The organism is Cobetia sp. BL01 (assembly GCF_056493605.1).
This window is the reverse complement of sequence record NZ_JBVBEE010000004.1, coordinates 424487-442547: the sequence shown is the minus strand read 5'-3', so window position 1 is coordinate 442547 and position 18061 is coordinate 424487. Positions and strand designations below refer to the sequence as shown.

10 protein-coding genes are annotated in these 18061 nt (G+C 64.9%); 2 read left to right on the top strand and 8 right to left on the bottom strand.

Going from position 1 to position 18061, the window contains the following annotated elements:
* Positions 1-4: 4 nt before the first annotated feature.
* From ACZYGA_RS10515 to ACZYGA_RS10500, 4 genes are all read right to left on the bottom strand, one after another.
* Positions 5-760: an MlaA family lipoprotein gene (locus tag ACZYGA_RS10515; RefSeq protein WP_240499592.1), complete on the bottom strand. Its 756-nt coding sequence runs from the start codon at positions 758-760 to the stop codon at positions 5-7.
* Positions 761-902: 142 nt separating this feature from the next.
* A complete protein-coding gene (locus ACZYGA_RS10510; protein ID WP_479399117.1) occupies positions 903-2147 on the bottom strand; it encodes a beta-ketoacyl-ACP synthase III in 1245 nt (414 codons plus the stop codon).
* Positions 2148-2436: 289 nt separating this feature from the next.
* On the bottom strand, positions 2437-6603 hold the full coding sequence (gene hrpA / locus ACZYGA_RS10505; protein WP_284728619.1) for an ATP-dependent RNA helicase HrpA: 4167 nt from the start codon (positions 6601-6603) through the stop codon (positions 2437-2439).
* Between the two features lie 221 nt (positions 6604-6824).
* The gene (locus tag ACZYGA_RS10500) at positions 6825-8573 is read right to left on the bottom strand and encodes an AMP-binding protein (RefSeq protein ID WP_479399115.1); all 1749 of its coding nucleotides are present in this window, start codon (positions 8571-8573) and stop codon (positions 6825-6827) included.
* A gap of 470 nt (positions 8574-9043) precedes the next feature.
* On the opposite strand from ACZYGA_RS10500, the gene cysK reads away from it, so the two are divergent.
* Positions 9044-10009 carry a cysteine synthase A gene (gene cysK / locus ACZYGA_RS10495; protein WP_077379423.1) on the top strand — a complete coding sequence of 322 codons (966 nt, stop codon included), beginning with the start codon at positions 9044-9046 and terminating at the stop codon, positions 10007-10009.
* 120 nt (positions 10010-10129) lie between these two features.
* On the opposite strand, the gene ACZYGA_RS10490 is transcribed toward cysK, so the two are convergent.
* The 3 genes from ACZYGA_RS10490 to ACZYGA_RS10480 form a co-directional block, all read right to left on the bottom strand.
* Positions 10130-11017 (bottom strand): class II glutamine amidotransferase, encoded by an 888-nt coding sequence (locus ACZYGA_RS10490; protein ID WP_077379264.1) that lies wholly within the window; start codon positions 11015-11017, stop codon positions 10130-10132.
* Complete coding sequence (locus ACZYGA_RS10485; RefSeq protein WP_479399114.1) at positions 11010-12914, bottom strand: VWA domain-containing protein; 1905 nt, start codon at positions 12912-12914, stop codon at positions 11010-11012. The genes ACZYGA_RS10490 and ACZYGA_RS10485 overlap by 8 nt, the downstream gene beginning before the upstream one ends.
* 269 nt (positions 12915-13183) lie before the next feature.
* On the bottom strand, positions 13184-13702 hold the full coding sequence (locus tag ACZYGA_RS10480; RefSeq protein WP_479399112.1) for a hypothetical protein: 519 nt from the start codon (positions 13700-13702) through the stop codon (positions 13184-13186).
* Between the two features lie 242 nt (positions 13703-13944).
* Here ACZYGA_RS10480 and ACZYGA_RS10475 point away from each other — a divergent pair, with 242 nt between their 5' ends.
* Complete coding sequence (locus ACZYGA_RS10475) at positions 13945-16104, top strand: S9 family peptidase (protein ID WP_479399110.1); 2160 nt, start codon at positions 13945-13947, stop codon at positions 16102-16104.
* A gap of 125 nt (positions 16105-16229) precedes the next feature.
* Here ACZYGA_RS10475 and ACZYGA_RS10470 read toward each other — a convergent pair whose 3' ends face one another.
* Positions 16230-17756: a catalase gene (locus ACZYGA_RS10470; RefSeq protein WP_084209298.1), complete on the bottom strand. Its 1527-nt coding sequence runs from the start codon at positions 17754-17756 to the stop codon at positions 16230-16232.
* Between the last annotated feature and the right edge of the window lie 305 nt (positions 17757-18061).

Genomic DNA, 18061 nt, shown 5'->3' with positions numbered 1-18061 from the left:
GCCCTTACTGGCTGTCATCTTCCGGTGCAAAGGCACCATCGAGATCCGCATCATCGAAACTGTCGCTGGCGAAGGGATCATCCCCGAGCTTGCCATCGTTGATCTCGAAGTTGCGACGCTGCAGATAGGCATCGCGGATGAAGCTGTAGCGATCTCCCTGAATCAACTTCTCCTGCTCGAGCAGACCGGCACGGGTATCGACGAGATCCAGTGCTTTCAGGCCATAGCGCACCTTGTCTTCCTCGAGGTAGTTGATCGGATCATTGAAGTAATCCACCGGCATGCCGGCAGTGTCACGCAGCGTGCTCGGACCGAACAGCGGCAACATGAGGTAAGGCCCCTGGCCGGCGCCCCACACGGCAAGTGTCTGACCGAAATCTTCCTCGTCGACCGTCCAGCCAAGCTCGCTGGCCGGATCGAACAGCCCGCCGATACCGACGGTGGAATTGAGCAGCAGGCGCCCCGTGGAAATCCCGGCATTCGCCCACTTCCACTGCAGCACCGAGTTGAACATGGTGCGCACTTCCCCGAGGTTGGAGAAGAAGTTGCCCACGCCATCCTGAACCAGCTCCGGCGTCACGTAATCGTAGCCCTGAGCCACCGGCTTGAGCGCATAGCGATCCAGGGTGTCATTGAAGGTGTAGACGTTGCGGTTGAAGCCCTCCCACGGGTCCTGGGGATTCGGCTCGCTGTCACCTGTACTGGCACAACCGGCCAGCAGAGACATGGCCAGCAGTGCCGGCAGGGAAGTCTTGATCATGTGCATCGCATCACCTGTAAGTCTGTTGGAATCCTGCAGCGGTCCTTGCCACATCCATGGCTGTCAGGTCCGGTCTTCTTTATACGTTCCGCTCACGCCAGGAGCCAGTGCGCCATCCGCTCAAGCACGCCATCAGCGCGAATCAGCCACAGCGTTTCAGCAGCACGCTTCCCGCACTGTAGCCGGCCCCGAAGGAGCAAAGCACACCCAGGCTGCCAGCGGGCAGATCCGCATGATGCAGATGGAAGGCGATCACCGACCCCGCCGAGCTGGTATTGGCATAGCGGTCGAGAATGATCGGCGCTTCCTCGCTCGACGGATCACGCCCCAGCACGCGACGAGCGATCATGTCGTTCATGTGGCGATTGGCCTGGTGCAGCCACATGCGATCAAGATCACCGCCATCGGCCTCGAGCTCGCCCAGATGCGTGGTGATCAGCTCGGCCACCATCGGGCAGACTTCGCGGAACACGCGCCGACCTTCCTGGATGAACAGCTTGTCATCGGCCTGTTCACGGTGCGTGGCGCTGTCCAGCGTCGTGGCAGATGCCACATCATCCTCACGCACCGCGGTGCGATTGAGGAAGCCGAAATTGTTGCGTATCGCGTTGGAAAAACGGGTCACCAGTCGCGTACCGAGCACCTCGAAGCCATCGGTGCGCGTGGCGACATCCGCCGCTTCCAGCACCACGGCCGTGCAGGCATCGCCGAAGATGAAGTGACTGTCGCGATCACGGAAATTCAGATGCGCACTGCAGATCTCGGGATTGACCATCAACACCCGCTGCGCGCTGCCACTGCGGATGGCGTTGGCCGCGGTCTCGATCCCGAAGGTGGCGGAGCTGCACGCCACGTTCATGTCAAAGGCATAGCCACCGGCCTCGAGCGCCGCCTGCAGCTCCACTGCCACGGCCGGATAGGGGCGCTCGAGATTGGAGCAGGCCACGATGACCAGATCAAGTTCCTCGGCCTTCACGCCCGCCGCGGCCAGCGCCTCACGCGCGGCCGCCACGCCCATCTCGCACTGCACAGAGGGTTGATCATTGTCGCGCGCAGGCAGCCGCGGGCGCATGCGCTCAGGGTCGAGAATGCCCTCGGCATCCAGCACGTAGCGGCTGTGGATACCCGAGGCCTTGACGATGAATTCAGCGCTGGACTCGGTACGCGGCTCGCGCTCGCCCCGAGCGATGGCCTCGGCATTGGCGGCGTTGTCCGCCGCCACCCAGGCATTGAAGGAGGCGACCAGCGCCTCGTTGCTGACGGCATGTTCCGGCGTGTAGAGGCCGGTGCCGGTGATCAGCACGCGGTGATTGCCAGTGGCGTCCAGCTGGCGCTCCGCCGTGGTGGCGCGAGGGTCGGCAGCGTGCTGATTGTCGTTGTTGGGCATGCATCCACTCCTGACAGTAGCCTCTCGTCGGAGACCACCGATTGATCGGGTGACGTCGCGGCTGACATCCCATGCGGCGAATGCCGAGCCTCCAGGTCCGCGCCGGCAGCGAGACAGCGTCACCCCCTTGTCTTCAGTGTACGCTGTCTCGCGCCAGGCGGACGCCTGAACCTGGCATCCGTCCCGTGATAACAGCCGTCTCTTAAACAGCTTTCTCTGTATGCAGCTTGAGCCATACGCGAGCATCACGCCTCCACGCAGCAGTCACGCAAGCGGATGGCGGCTCGACTCAGCGCCGCGCCATCAATTCCTGCCAGCGCTTCTCCAGCCGCTTGGGGGAGACGGTCTCCAGCGTGCCGAGCTGCTGGGCGAACAATGAGACGCGCAGCTCCTGCAGCCACCAACCGAACTCCTCCAGCTCCGCATCGGGCAGGCCCTGCTCGCGGGCCTTGCTCAGGCGGGCATCAAGGCGTGTCTCGAAGCTCTTGACCGCCTCCATGTCACGTTGATCACGCATGCGCTCACGCGGGGCCTTGTCGAGGCGGATCAGCATCGCCTCCACATAGCGTGGCAGCTGATGCAGCCAGGCACCCGCCTCCTGGAGGAAGCCCGGGTGCACCAGGCGGGCCTGCTGGGCCTTGAGGTCTGCCACCACCAGCGCCATCGAGAAGTCGATCTTGCCCTTGAGGCGCTTGGAAAGCTCAAGATGCTGCGTGAGCGCGGCCTCCAACGGCTTGATCAGTGCTTCGGCGTGGGGCACCAGCTCGGCCCGCTTGTCATCCAGGCGCGCCTGCAACTCACCGCGCGAACGCGGCAGCGGCTCGACGGCCATCACCTGCTCGAAGACGCTGTAGAGGAAGTCATCCGCCAGCTGGCGACGCGTGCCGACCTTGGCGAACAGCAGCGCGCAGCGCTCCAGTGCCTTGAACTCCCGGTCCAGATAGCGCACCTGGTCCGGCAGGCGCGCCATCGCCAGACGCGTGATGCCATCACGATGCGCGGCGGCGGCCTTGGCCGGATGATCGAACAGCTCCACGCTCAGCTGCTGCTCGCTTGAGGCGGCAGCATTCGCGGGCGAGTGACTTGACGGTGCACTGTTTCTGCCGGTCTTGCGTGCCAGCTTGCGTTCCTTGGCACTCATGCCGCCCTCGGCGGGCGCCGCCGCCTTCACCACCAGCGCCGGATAGGCCTCGACCCGAATGCCTGCCTGGGTGGTGCTGTGGGAGGTCGCGATCGGCGCCTCCGGCAGGTCTTCCAGCACTTCACTGTCGGCATCGCGGCTGCGACTGGCCATGGCGCGTGCCGCGGCGGCCGCCGAGTCCTTGAAACGCGCCTCGAGCACTTCAAGATCACGCCCCTCCCCCAGCACCTTGCCGTCCTGATCGACGATGCGCAGGTTCATGTTCAGGTGCGGCTCCAGCGTCTCCGGCGCCCAGGCATCCGACGGCAGGCGCAGGCCAGTCTTGACGCGCATGAACTCGGCCAGCGCGTCGGTCAACGGCACGTCATCCGGGGTCAACGCCTCAAGCGCGGCATCGACCCAGTTGGGAATCGGCACCACCTGCTTGCGATACTGCTTGGGCAGCGATTTCATCAGGCCGATGGCCTTGTCCCGCAGCAGCCCCGGCACCAGCCACTCGATGCGATAGCGCGGCAGCTGGGAGAGCATCGCCGCCGGGACCGTCATGGTCACGCCGTCATCCACCGCGCCGGGCGCGAAGTGATAGCTCAGCGGGTAGGCGACGCCATTGTGATGCAGCTGCTCGGGATAGCGTGCAGCGGTGACTTCCTCGGCATCGCGCGCCATCAGGTCATCGAGATCCAGATGCAGGACATTCGGATTGTCGCGCTCGGCATCCTTGCGCCACTTGTCGAAGCCGCGCCCGTTGTAGATGCCTTCCGGAATCCGCTCGGCATAGAAGGCGAACAGCGTCTCCTCATCGACGAGAATGTCACGCCGGCGCGCACGATCCTCAAGCTCCCCGACTTCCTCCATCAGGCCACGATTGTGGGCGAAGAATGGCGCGCGGGTCTGGAATTCACCCTCGACCAGCGCCCGGCGGATGAACAGCTCGCGGGATTCCTGTGGCGCCAGCGGGCCGTAATGCACCTTGCGCGCGGTGACGATGGGCAGGCCGAACAGCGTGACCTGCTCACTGGCGACCACCTGGGCACGCTTCATCTCCCAGTGCGGCTCGCTGTAGCTGCGCTTGACCAGATGCTCGGCCAGCGGCTCGACCCACTCGGGCTTGATCGCCGCGACCTGTCGCGCGTATAGCCTGGTGGTCTCGACCATCTCGGCCGCCATCACCCACTTGGGCGACTTCTTGGCCACACCGGAGCCCGGATGCACGAAGAAGCGTCGGTTGCGCGCCCCGAGATACTCGCGATTTTCCTGCTTGAGGCCGAGATTGGAGAGCAGCCCGGTCAACAGCGCACGATGCAGGGCTTCATGATCAATGGCCACCGACGGACGACGGCCCTGGCCCGGAGACGCCAGTACCCGCGCGGTGACCTCGGCCTGTGCCTCGGCGTCGCGCTCGTGCTGGCTGCTGGTCATCTCCAGCCCGAGATCCCGCGTCAGCTGCTTGAGCTGACGGAAGGTGTCATGCCACTCGCGCAGACGCAGATAGTTGAGGAAGCGCGCCTTGCACCAGCGACGCAGCGGGTTGGCCCCCAAGGCGTCACGCGCCAGCTCGAAGCCTTCCCACAGATTCAGCCAGCTGACGAAGTCGGAGCTGTCATCGTCCCACTCGTGGTGAATCTGATCCGCCTGCTGGCGCTTGTCGGCGGGACGCTCGCGCGGGTCCTGGATCGACAGTGCACTGACGATGATCAGCACTTCACGCAGACAGCCGCGCGAGGCGCCTTCCAGCACCATGCGCGCCAGACGCGGGTCGATGGGCAGACGTGCCAGGGTGCGACCATCACGACTCAGACGGTTGTGCTCATCCACCGCGCCCAGTTCGCGCAGCAGGCGGAAACCATCGGTGACGAAGCGCGAATCCGGGGCATCGACGAAGGGGAACTTCTCGATGTCGCCCAGCTTGAGCGACAGCATCGAGAGGATGACCGAGGCCAGATTGGTGCGCTGGATTTCCGGCTCGGTGTATTCCGGGCGCGCGAGGAAATCCTCCTCGCTGTAGAGACGGATGCACAGGCCTTCGGCGATACGCCCGCAGCGGCCCTTGCGCTGATTGGCGCTGGCCTGACTGATCGGTTCCACCGGCAGTCGCTGGATCTTGGAGCGATAGCTGTAACGACTGATGCGCACCAGACCCGGGTCGATCACGTAGCGGATGCCCGGCACGGTCAGCGAGGTCTCGGCGACGTTGGTGGCCAGCACGATGCGCCGGCCACGATGCGGCTGGAAGACGCGATTCTGCTCTTCGTTCGAGAGCCGCGCGTACAGCGGCAATACCTCGGTATCGCGCAGCTGGGCGCGACGCAGGGTATCCGCGGTGGCGCGGATCTCGCGCTCGCCGGGCAGGAAGATCAGCACGTCACGCGGGCCCTGCATCCAGCCCTTCTCGCGCTCGATCAGCGACAGCTCTTCCACCGCGCGCAGGATACCTTCCTGCAGGCTGAGGTCTTCCTCATCCTCGGCATCACGCACCAGCGGCAGGTATTGGGTCTCGACCGGGAAGTTGCGCCCGCTGACCGAGACGATGGGTGCCGGCGTGCCATCCTGGGCCGCGAAGTGCTGACTGAAGCGCTCCACGTCGATGGTCGCCGAGGTGATGATGATCTTGAGATCCGGACGGCGCGCGGTGAGGCGCTTGAGATAGCCGAGCAGGAAGTCGATGTTCAGACTGCGCTCGTGGGCCTCATCGATGATGATCGCCTCGTAGCGGCTCAGGTCCGGATCATGCTGGGTTTCCGCCAGCAGGATACCGTCGGTCATCAGCTTGATCAGCGTCGACGGGCCAGTGGTGTCGTTGAAGCGCACCTGATAGCCGACCGTCTCGCCGAGGGTCGTCTCGAGCTCCTCGGCCAGACGCGCCGCCACCGAGCGCGCCGCCAGCCGGCGTGGCTGGGTGTGGCCGATCAGACCATTGCGCCCCAGTCCCATCTCCAGACACAGCTTGGGCAGCTGGGTGGTCTTGCCCGAGCCGGTCTCACCGGCGACCACCACGATCTGATGCTCGGCGAGCGCGGCGAGGATGTCCTCGCGACGCTCCACCACCGGCAGCTCCGGCGGATAGTTGAGTGCGGCCGGTGTCTGCCAGCGCGCCAGCGCCGTCTCGCGCGCGGCACGCTGGGCGATGCTCGCCTCGAGGCGGCTCTCGATATCGTTGATGGCACGATCGACCGGCTTGCCTTCCTTGAGACGCCGACGCAGGCCAGCCAGGCGCTTGCCCAGCTCGCGCTGATCACGGCTCAGGGCGCGTTCGAGGCGAGCCGCAAGGGCTTCAAGACGCGCATGTTCGGACGGTGCGGTAGCGGTGTCGCTCAAGGACTGCCTCTTCTCAACCAGCGACCACACGCCACGCGCGCAGCCGGATACTCTCGGGAACTCAGCCTCTCGCCCGACTGCACAGGGCAGCGAGCCACGAGACCTGAATGACGAAACGGCCCGCCAACGAGTGACGGGCCGTCCATTGTAGCCCCGCGCGTAGCCACGCCCAACCTTGATGGCCGCCCGCTCATGCCGGCGGCCCGTCTCAACGCCGGGTTTCAGGTCTCGCGCACCGGGGTATTGCCTCCTTCGTCGTCGCTGTCACGCAGTTCACGGCGCAGCACCTTGCCCACGTTGGTCTTGGGCAGCTCATCGCGGAATTCGACGAAACGCGGCACCTTGTAGCCGGTCAGCTGCTCCTTGCACCAGCTGCGCAGGCTGTCGCGGTCGAGATCCGGGTTGCTGGACACGACGAACAGCTTGATCGCCTCACCGCTCTGCTCGTCCGGCACGCCGACCGCCGCGGCCTCGACGATATCCGGATGCCCGCTGACCACGTCCTCGATCTCGTTGGGGAACACATTGAAGCCGGAGACGATGATCATGTCCTTCTTGCGATCGACGATGCGCACGAAGCCATCCGGCTGGATGACCGCGATATCGCCGGTGCGGATGAAGCCCTCGTCATCCATCGCCTCACGCGTGGCGTCATCACGCTGCCAATAGCCCTTCATCACCTGGGGACCGCGCACGCACAGCTCACCCGGCGCGTCACGCCCCAGCGTCACGCCCTCGGCATCCACCACCTTGAGTTCGGTGCCGGGCACCGGCTTGCCGATGGTCCCCAGCTGCAGCTCACGCGGGGGGTTGAAGCTGACGATGGGCGAAGTCTCGGTCATGCCGTAGCCCTCGGCGATCGGGCAGCCGGTGACGGCTTCCCAGCGTTCAGCCGCGCTGCGCGTCAGGGCCATGCCACCGGAGATGGTCAGCTTGAGGCTCGAGAAGTCCAGCGCCTTGAAATCATCGCGCTGGCACAGCGCCGAGAACAGCGTATTGAGGCCGACGAAGGCGGTGAACGGTGTCCTGGCCAGCGTCTTGATGAAGCCATCGATGTCACGGGGATTGGTGATCAGCACGCTGTGGTTGCCGCTCTCCATGCTGTAGAGGCAATTCACCGTGAAGGTATAGATGTGATAGACCGGCAGCGGCGCGATCAGCACCTCCTGGCCTTCATTGAGCACATCACTGATCACACCGCGCGCCTGCAGCATGTTGGCCACCAGATTGCGATGGGTCAGCATGGTGCCCTTGGCGACCCCGGTGGTCCCGCCGGTGTACTGGAGTGCCGCGATGTCGTCGGCCTCTCGCGTGACACGCGTGTGCGAGAGCCCCGCGCCGCGCTTGAGCACGCTGCGCAGCGAGTGGGCGTCGGGCAGATGGTACTTCGGCACCATCTTCTTGACGTAGCGTACGGCCAGGTTGATCAACGGGCGCTTGGGGAAATCATGCAGGTCACCGATCTCGGTGATGATGACCTCCTCGATGGACGTGCGCTTGAGCACCTTCTCGAGCTTGTCCGCCATGTTGGCCAGAATCACGATGGCGCGTGCGCCGGAGTCATGGAACTGGTGCTGCATCTCGCGCTCGGTATAGAGCGGGTTGGTGTTGACCACCACCAGACCGGCGCGCAGCGCCCCGAACACGGCCACCGGAAACTGCAGCAGGTTCGGCAGCTGAATGGCGATGCGATCCCCGGGCTCAAGGCCGGTCTCATGCTCAAGCCAGGCGGCGAAGTCGCGCGACAGGCGATCCACATCGGCGTAGCTCAGCGTCTTGTCCATGCAGCTGAAGGCCGGACGCTCGGCATAGTTGGCGCAGCTGGCCTCGAAGACCTCCAGAATCGAGGGGTACTCCTCGAGACCGGACAACGGCTCACCGCTGAGAATCAGGGAATCGGCGGCCTCTGCCGGGCCTGACTGGTGCGGATCATGGGCTGCCGCAGGGGCGGCAGGATTGGCATCACGCATGGCACTTGGCTCCATGGCATCGTTCGTCTGGTGCATTCCCCGAGAGGCGGTGGAGACCGCTGGCGGCTGCTTGACGACAGCCCTCGCGAGTGATCGCAACACTTGTTGTTATCGGGACGTGGTGTCCGCAGCTGGACGGACACGCAGGAAATGACGGGGGATGCCGAGATGGCACTCCACCCCACCCTCTCATGCTGTCAGGCTACCTTAACCAGCCGTCTCGAGATTGTAAAACGATCGATTGAAACCATCGTTCACATTACGGGAATCGACTGCTGTCGGCCATGACGGCATGCATCACATGGGGCCCTGACGACGCTGACATGTCGTTATGCTCTCAAGGCCTTTGAATCGCGACGCGCTACCTCTTACTCTGAAGCCCATCCACACAGAACGCCAGTGGCAGCCGCATGCCCGGCGTCTGTTTCTCGTCACTCATGTCACTGTTCATCGATCAGAGAGATTTCCCCATGGCAAAGATCTACCAGGACAACTCACAGGCCATCGGCAATACACCGCTGGTCAAGATCAACCGCCTCAGCCGCCACCCGCGCCTGTACGCCAAGGTGGAAGCCCGCAACCCGGCCTTCTCCGTCAAATGCCGGATCGGTGCCAGCATGGTGTGGGATGCGGAAGCGCGCGGTGAGCTCAAGCCGGGCATGGAGATCGTCGAGCCGACCTCCGGCAATACCGGTATCGCGCTGGCCTTCGTCGGTGCGGCGCGTGGCTACCCCGTCACCCTGACCATGCCGTCCTCCATGAGCATGGAGCGCCGCAAGGTGCTGAAGTCACTGGGTGCCAATCTGGTGCTGACCGACCCCGCCAAGGGCATGCAGGGCGCCATCGACAAGGCCTGCGAACTCAAGAAGGCCGAGCCGGAGCGCTACTTCCTGCCGCAGCAGTTCTCCAATCCGGCCAACCCGCGCATCCATGAGGAAACCACCGGCCCTGAGCTCTGGGATGCGCTGGACGGCGACATGGACGTGCTGGTCGCGGGGGTCGGCACCGGCGGTACCATCAGCGGTATCGCACGCTACTTCAAGACGGTGCGTGGCCAGACGCTGGAAGCCGTGGCGGTAGAGCCGGCGGAATCGGCCATCATTGCCCAGCGCCTCAAGGGCGAGCCCATCACCCCGGCACCACACAAGATCCAGGGGATCGGTGCCAACTTCATCCCCGATAACCTGGATCTGACGCTGATCGATCGCGTCGAGTCGGTGGTCAGCGAAGACGCCATGGCCATGGCACGTCGCATCATGCAGGAAGAAGGCATCATGTGCGGCATCTCCTGTGGTGCGGCAATGACCGCGGCACTGCGCCTGGCCGAAGACCCGGCCTACGCCGACAAGTCCATCGTCGTCATCCTGCCGGACAGTGGCGAACGCTACCTGTCCTCGCCGATGTTCGCCGGCATGTTCGATGATGTCGAAGGCTGAATCTGATGCCTGCCGCTGACCGCAAACGTCAGTGAAGACCGGGAAGCCAGACACACGAAGGGCCGCGATTGCGGCCCTTCGTGTGTCTGGCGATCGAACGACTTTTCTAGCGCTCAGGCATCAGCAACTCAGGTCCGAGGCCAGCCAGTCCGGCTTGCGACGCGCGGTGGCGGTGCGATCGACCGCCCCGCTCTCGGCCTGCCCCTGCTCTTCCTGACTCAGCGGCAACTCACCGCCAAGACTGGCGACCAGCTCACCTTCCCGGAACACGACCAGCTGCCCGGGCAGCAGCCGCTGCCATTGCTCGTTGTCGGTCAGCGGGTCGGTGGCGATCACCGACACCACATCGGCATCGGTGGTGTGTTGCTGGAAGTCGACGCTCATCTCGAAATCGGTGAGGCTCGCCTGCCCGAAGGGCGCTCGGCGCGTGATGTGCGCAAGCTTGGTGGAGCAGTAGGCGTAGAGATGCACGCCATCGGAGAGCAGCAGATTGAAGACCCCCAGCGCGCGCAGGCGCTCGCACTGGGCATGCAGGTGACGCCACAGGTCCTCACAGCGAGAGGGCGGTTCCGGGAAGGCACGGCGGATCTCGCCGAGCAGGAAACAGGCAGCATGCTCGCTGTCCGTGCTGCCCACGGGGCGATAGTACGGCAAGGGAAGCGTCTGCCAGTCCGCCAGCTGCCCATTGTGGGCATAGCACCACTGGCGCCCCCACAACTCCCGCGTGAACGGGTGGGTATTGGCCAACGTCACCTGGCCGACATTGGCCTGGCGGATATGACTGATCACCATCTGTGACTTGATGGGATAGTCGAGAATCATCCGCGCGATGGGCGAATCCACTGAAGGGTGCGGATCGCGGAATTCGCGATAGCCACCCTCTTCATAGAAGGCGATACCCCAGCCATCGCGGTGCGGACCGGTGCCACCCCCGCGTTGCAGAAAGCCCGCGAAGCTGAAGCAGATATCGGTCGGAACATTGGCACTCATGCCAAGCAGCTCACACATGGGGTTCCTCCCGTCGGGTCGGTTTGCGTGTCATGCGGCGCACCAGCAGGATCAGCATCAGCAGGCCGAATGCGCCGGCCACGGCATAGGCGATCATGCGGCTCCGGGCAGAGCCGGCTTCCTGGCGCGCGAAGTCGGAAGCGCCCTCGAACCACTGGCCGATCAATGCCGGTACCTTGTCGATGGGCAGACGGCCCTTCATCAACAGGGCGTTGAGGTCTTCCGGCGCATCTTCCCCGGCCTGATCCAGCCCCTCGATCTCACCGAAGCGCTCCCCCTCGATGGGTGTGCGATCCAGATTGGCCGCCCGACGCGCCGCGTCCGCATTGAGGGTATAGGGCGCGAGGTCCAGCACCGGCGGAGCTCCGTCGAGCGCGAGACGCGCGCTGATCTGCACATCCGCCTGGACATCCGAGTCCAGGGGCGGCAGGTCGATGCGCCATTGCCGCTCGCCATCCTCCGCCACGCTCAGGGCCTCCCCATGCAGCGTCGCGACCAGACGCGTGTTGGCGGTATTGAGCAGCGGATGACGCGCACTGACTTCCAGCGCGTCAGGCGACTTGCCGGTACGCGGGTCAGCGCCGACGGGCTCGACCAGCAGCGGGTCCACCACGCTGGTACGCTGACTGAGCTGGCGCGCGAAGGAGGCATTGTCGCGATAGCCCATCACGGTCAGGGTCAGGCGGGCGCCACCGAGCTGGTCGGGGGCCGGCATGTCGACATGGAAGTCGGCGCCGTCACGCTCAAGGCCTCGCTGCTGTGCGGTGGTGACATCCTCCGCCGCGCCTTCTCCCTCCTGCACGTCCTGCTCCGGCACCAGACGTGCATTGCCATCCAGCGTCGCCAGGAAGTCCTCATCATTGACGGCGCGCGCGCCATCGACCAGCGATGCGGTCAGCGAGTAGTCGAAACCCCGATAGAGCGTGGCAGGCAGGGGCCGTGAGACCAATGCCAGTTCCGAGACGATGGTGATGCGGCTATCGGCCCCCACCTCACCCTCGAGCTGCCACTTGCCGGTCTGGGGATCCGTCACGGTGATCAGGTCATAACGCGGCTGGTGCTCCCAGCGCACCCCTTCCGGCAGTGACGCCTGGTCGGCGAGACGGTAACGCTGCCCCTGCGGCGAAATCAGCACCGGCGAGCGATCATCGGGGCCGTGGAAGACCAGGGCGGTGAATTCCTGCACGCTGTCATCGATCACGAAGCGCTTGTCGTTCAGCGGTACCTGCTCACCGGGCACGATGCGATCCAGCGCCGCGAGGAAGGCACGCAACAGGTCTTCCGGGCTCTCGGCGACCGTTGCCAGGCCGCCGGTACCGTCCGCGATCTGCTGAAGCAGATCCACATCGGCATTGCGCGACAGCGCCACCGTATGCACCGTGATGTCGTGGGCGGCAAGCTGCGGCGTCAGCTCATCCGTGATGCGCTGACGCGAGGCGCTGTCCGCGGCGGCCTTGCGGGTGCTCGGCTCACGCAGGTCGACCATGCCATCGGAGAGCAGGATGATCTGACGCGGTGCATCACCACCCACGCCGGCATCATTTCCCTGAGCAGCGGCGCGCAGGCCCGCCTCCAGATCCGTGTACTGCTCGTAGTCGTCGAGACGGCTCTCGAGTCCGCGGGCAGACCGCTTCCAGCCGGCATCCACCGCCCCCAGCGCCAGCAGTGACTGCACCTGCTCACCGAAGCCCCATACCCCGGCATGCGAGCGCTCCGGCAACAGCGTCACCAGCAGATCCAGCGCACTGGCGCGCAGATTGGCCGGGTCGTTGTGCTTCATGCTGCCCGAGACATCGATGGCCATGCGCAGATCCGGTGTCTTGCCCGGCGCTGTCGCCTCGCTGGGCGACACTTCGCTGGGTGACACCTCGCTGGGCGACACCTCGCTGGGCGACATCTCTGCGCCTTCCTGTCTCCCGCTCGCTGAAGCCGCGACCTTGGGGGCAGAGGCTGCCTCTTCGGCCCATGCCGCGGTGGCCCCCAGCCCTGAGAAAGCGCTCAGCAGCGAGATGGTCAGACCGGCCAGCCCCCGGCGCCACGCGCGGGGATCTGACGGGCGCCGGCGGGCGCGCCGAACGACGGGACGAGCGAGAGACGACGAGGCATTCACATCACGAGCCATTGCAGATCCTTGTTCCACCCATGGGCAAGCCCGGGCAGCGTTGATCAGAGAGAAGGTTCCTGACGATCCCGCGCGGCGCGCGAGCGTGTGGCGCCACCGGCGGACGTGTCACGACGCTCGGCACGCAGGCCCTCCCCGTGCAGGTCGTCGTTCTCTTCTTCGTCGGCACTTGACGCGCGACGCTGACGCGAGCGGGCCGTTTCACGCCGACGCTGCTCACGGCCACGTCCCAGCCACCAGATGCCGAGACCGGCCGCGACGCCCGCTCCGATGCCCAGTACCAGCATGGCAAAGGCCGAGGCCATGCCGCTGCCATCCTTCTGGATCAGGCTCACCGCGAAGGCCACGATGGCTGGCGCCGTACCACCATAGGAATCTTCCGGCACGCTGGCCGTCACGTGGAAACCGGTCGGCACCGCGATCATGCCGGCCACCGCTCCCACCACGATCCAGCGTATGAAGCGCGGCAAGGCGCGAACCGCCAGATAACCGGTCACCAACACCACTGCCGCCAGGCCAAGATAGATCAGCCACATCTGCGGCAGAGAATCCGAAATCAACATGCCCTTCACTCCTGTCAGAACTTCCTGGCGAGACCTGTGTCAGGTCTTCGATATAAGGCCAGCCATCACATCCTCCCCACTCAGGGGGGCCGCTCACCGCATGACGTCAGGCGCGGCTCATCGCCAACCAGGGACGCGACATGCCGCTCGCGGCAAGGGCTTGCGAACGCTGTGGGACAGGCTCAATGTTACACTCCAAGCCCGCCCGACACACTCGGGCACACGACATTCAAGAGGTAGCCATGTCCGACAGCCCCGTCCAGCGTCATTATCGTGCCGAAGACCCCCACTGGCACTGGCTTGAAGCGCGCGACACACCAGAGGTAAAGGCCTTTCTCGAGGCTGCCAATGCCGAGAGCGATACCTGGTTCACGCCACTCGAGTCACTGACTGACGCCCTCTACACCGGACATCTGGCCCGTCGCGAACTCGCCGTTTCCAGTCTGCCGGAAGCCCTCGACCATCACGTCTACTGGAGCGAGACCGCCGCTGACGCGGAGTATCCCGTCTGGTGGCGCCATCCGCTGGAGGCGGACCCCACGGATCGCTCGCGCCATGAATGTCTGCTGGACCTGCAGGCCCTGTCGCGCCATCACGATTTCGTCGAACTGGGCGACATGGCCATTTCGCCCGATGAGCAACGACTGGCATGGACTCTGGACACCAGCGGCGACGAGGTGTTCAGCCTGCGGCTTGCAACACTGAGCGCGGCTGACCGCGACGCGCGCACGCCAGTGCGTGGCGAGTCCCGGCCTGGCGAGGCCCGGCCTGCAGGGCAGGACGATGAATGTCTGCTGGAGGATATCGGGCCGGACCTGGTGTGGGCCGAGGACGGTCAGCACCTGCTGTTCACGCGCTATGACAGCACCCAGCGCCCCTTCGAGATCTGGTGTCTGGACATCGAGAGCCGTGCCGAGACGCTGCTCTACCGTGAGGAAGACAGCGAATTCTGGGTCGGCATGGGCAAGACCCGTTCACGGGACTGGCTGGTACTGGAAACCGCGTCCAAGGACACCAGTGAATCCTGGCTGCTGCCGGCCGCGGCACCACTGGGCGAGATGACGCTGGTGCGCGCACGCGAGACCGGCGTCGAATATGGCATCGATCACCGCCCCGGCCACTTCTATGTGCTGCACAACAAGGAGGCGCCGCATTTCCAGCTGGATATCGCCGCCGAGCATGCCCCCGGCGACTGGCAGCCGCTGATCACCACTCGCGACGACGTGACGCTGGAAGGCGTGGAGGCGTTTTCCTGGGGCCTGATGGTCGATGAACGCGATCACCGTCAGGCCCAGGCCTGGCTGCGCGTGATCGAATTCGAGGGCACGGCGCTTACGCAAACGATCTGCCGCGACGAACGCCTGGCGATGCCAGAGCAACCGCTGAGCCAGGGGCTGGGCGACTGCCCGCACTTCGACGCTCGCCGCCTGCGCATCCGTGAGGAAAGCTTCACCACGCCGCCGAGCTGGATCGAGCTGGATCTTGACACGGGTGAGCGCACCTTGCTCAAGCGCCAGACCGTGCATGGCAATCTCGCGCCAGAGCAGTTGATCAGCCGTCGTCTGTGGGCCACCTCCGACGATGGCGAGCAGGTGCCCGTCTCGGTGGTGATGCGCCGTGACCTGTGTGATGGCGAGGGTCGCCCCCACGCCCCGCTGCCGGTACTGCTCTATGGCTATGGTGCCTACGGCGAGACACTGGACCCCTGGTTCTCCATCGCGCGGCTGGAGCTTCTCAGCCGTGGCGTCGCCTTTGCCGTCGCCCACGTGCGCGGCGGTGGGGATCGTGGCGAGCCCTGGTATCTGGCCGGCAAGCTGGAGCACAAGGAAAACAGCTTCAATGACTTCCTCGCCGCGCGGGATGCGCTGGTCGAGCAAGGCGTCGGGGCCGCGGAGCGCATTGCCGCCTACGGCGCCAGCGCCGGTGGCCTGCTGGTCGGGGCCAGCCTCAACAAGCGCCCCGAGGCCTTCTGCGCCGCGGTGCTCGATGTGCCCTTCGTGGACGTGCTGCGCACCATGGAAAATCCGGAGCTGCCGCTGACCACCGCGGAATACACCGAATGGGGCAACCCGCACGAGAGCGAGGCGCGGCGTCGCATCCGCGCCTATTCCCCGCTGGACAACCTGAGCGCCGCCCCCTACCCGCCGCTGTTCCTGCAGGGCAGCTGGCACGATACCCGCGTGCCCTACTGGGAACCGGCCAAGCTGTATGCCCGCCTGCGCCAGATGGACTGCACGCCGCATCCGGTGCTGCTGCGCACCGACATGAGTTCCGGTCATGGCGGTGCCTCGGGTCGCTTCAAGGCCTGGCGTGACAACGCCCGGCAGGATGCCTTCCTGCTGTGGGCACTGGGCGTGTGCGAGAAAGCAGGCAGCGAAACGACCGCCCGCAGCAACGGCTGACGCTCGCACGGCGCTCTGCGACTCGCCTACGACAAGGCCCCCGCCGGGTAACCGGCGGGGGCCTTGAGGTTTTCGTCAGTTCAAAGGGTCATGACTGACCTGACGAAGGGTGCAACATGACTGACTCAGCGCGGATCGAGTCTGGCCAGCTTGGTCGCGACACGCTCGCCGTAGTCGGCATCCGCCTGGCGGAAGTGCGCGATCATCTTGTCCTGCACGACGTGGCTGACACCCACCATGGTGCCGGCGATGACGTCCGTGATGCGCGACTTCTGACCTTCATCGAACAGGCGGTAGAGATTGCCGGCCTGGCTGTAGTTATCCTCATCGCTGTTGTCGTGATAGCCCATCCAGGCGTTCTGCTCCAGCGGCATCGGCGGCTCGGCAACAGTGGCGTCCGGCACCGGGGCGCCGTGATCGGCACGCTCGTTGGGGTAGAAGTTGGTGCGCGAGTACTGGCCACCTTCCTTCGTCTCTCCCGGCACGCCCTGGCCGACCTGGCCGCCCAGCGGACCGCCACCGTGACCGGTGACCGGGCACATGCCCGCCATCACGCCATCACGCTGGTAGTGGTTGACCGGGCAGACCGGACGGTTGACCGGCAGCTGCTCGGCGTTGGCACCGACGCGATAGCGGTGTGCATCGGCGTAGGCCCACAGACGTGCCTGCAGCACGCGGTCCGGGGAGGCGCCGATACCCGGCACGAAGTTGGACGGTGAGAAGACGGACTGCTCGACCTCCGCGAAGTAGTTCTCCGGGTTGCGATTGAGTTCCATCTTGCCGACTTCCATCAGCGGGAAGTCACCGTGCGGCCACACCTTGGTCAGATCGAAGGGGTTGATGTGGTAGTCGCGCGCCTGCTGCTCAGTCATCACCTGGAGGTTGACGGTCCAGCTCGGACGCTCGCCACGCTCGAGGCGGGTGAACATGTCGTGCTGGTGGAAGTCCGGTGCGACCTGTGCCGCTTCGTCATCGGTCAGTGTCTCGTGGCCCTGGTCGGTCTTGAAGTGCCACTTGACCCAGACACGCTCGCCCTTGTCGTTCCACAGGCTCAGCGTATGCGAGCTGTAGCCGTTCATGGTGGTCAACGACTTCGGGATACCGCGGTCGGACATCAGGATGGTGACCTGATGCAGCGCCTGCGGATGGTTGGCCCAGAACTCCCAGCGGTTCTGCCAGTCGACCATGTTGGTGCGCGGGTCTTTCTTCTGGGTGTGGATGAAGTCAGGGAACTTGGATGGCTCGCGGATGAAGAACACCGGCGTGTTGTTGCCGACCATGTCCCAGTTGCCTTCCTCGGTGTAGAACTTCAGGGAGAAGCCGCGCACGTCACGAGTGTTGTCGCCGCTGTCCTGACCACCGGCCACGGTGGAGAAACGTGCCAGCATCGGGGTCTGCTTGCCGACGCCCTGCAGGAAGCGGGCAATGGTCAGGTCAGACAGGTCACGGGTCAGGGTGAAGGTGCCGTAGGCGGCAACGCCGCGGGCGTGGACGACACGCTCCGGAATGCGCTCACGGTTGAAGTGCGCCAGCTTCTCGAAAAGACGCCAGTTGTCGAAGGTCAGTGAGCCATTCGGGCCCGCTGTCTGGCTGATGTCATCGTGAGGCACCGGGGCGCCGTTACCAGTGGTATAGCGTGGAGTCTGGGACATGTTGACGTTCTCCTGTCAGGTAGAAAAAAGCGCTATCAAACTCGACTGGCAAGGCCAGATGCTGCTGATGTCACATTTTCATGCGCTGCTTGATGTGAAAGCCTGCAGCCCATTGTCGAATCGGGTCGGGGCCGATGCCTGCCCGGCATGTGCTGGCTTGTGGCCCCTTGATGCCTGCTTACCTTACGCACCTGGTGCTTCTAGCGATAATCAATTACCAGCATGCCTTCGATAATCAGCCCCTATCACCGAGCCTATCAGCCACTCTCAGCGGCGTGAACCGCAGGACGGCACTCAACCTGGCG

What these genes read in the sequence shown, in the direction of transcription:
- ACZYGA_RS10515 (WP_240499592.1), bottom strand. Translation starts at nt 760, where the DNA reads ATGATCAAGACTTCCCTGCCGGCACTGCTGGCCATGTCTCTGCTGGCC.
- ACZYGA_RS10510 (WP_479399117.1), bottom strand. Translation starts at nt 2,147, where the DNA reads ATGCCCAACAACGACAATCAGCACGCTGCCGACCCTCGCGCCACCACG.
- ACZYGA_RS10500 (WP_479399115.1), bottom strand. Translation starts at nt 8,573, where the DNA reads ATGCGTGATGCCAATCCTGCCGCCCCTGCGGCAGCCCATGATCCGCAC.
- cysK (WP_077379423.1), top strand. Translation starts at nt 9,044, where the DNA reads ATGGCAAAGATCTACCAGGACAACTCACAGGCCATCGGCAATACACCG.
- ACZYGA_RS10490 (WP_077379264.1), bottom strand. Translation starts at nt 11,017, where the DNA reads ATGTGTGAGCTGCTTGGCATGAGTGCCAATGTTCCGACCGATATCTGC.
- ACZYGA_RS10485 (WP_479399114.1), bottom strand. Translation starts at nt 12,914, where the DNA reads ATGTCGCCCAGCGAGGTGTCGCCCAGCGAGGTGTCACCCAGCGAAGTG.
- ACZYGA_RS10480 (WP_479399112.1), bottom strand. Translation starts at nt 13,702, where the DNA reads ATGTTGATTTCGGATTCTCTGCCGCAGATGTGGCTGATCTATCTTGGC.
- ACZYGA_RS10475 (WP_479399110.1), top strand. Translation starts at nt 13,945, where the DNA reads ATGTCCGACAGCCCCGTCCAGCGTCATTATCGTGCCGAAGACCCCCAC.
- ACZYGA_RS10470 (WP_084209298.1), bottom strand. Translation starts at nt 17,756, where the DNA reads ATGTCCCAGACTCCACGCTATACCACTGGTAACGGCGCCCCGGTGCCT.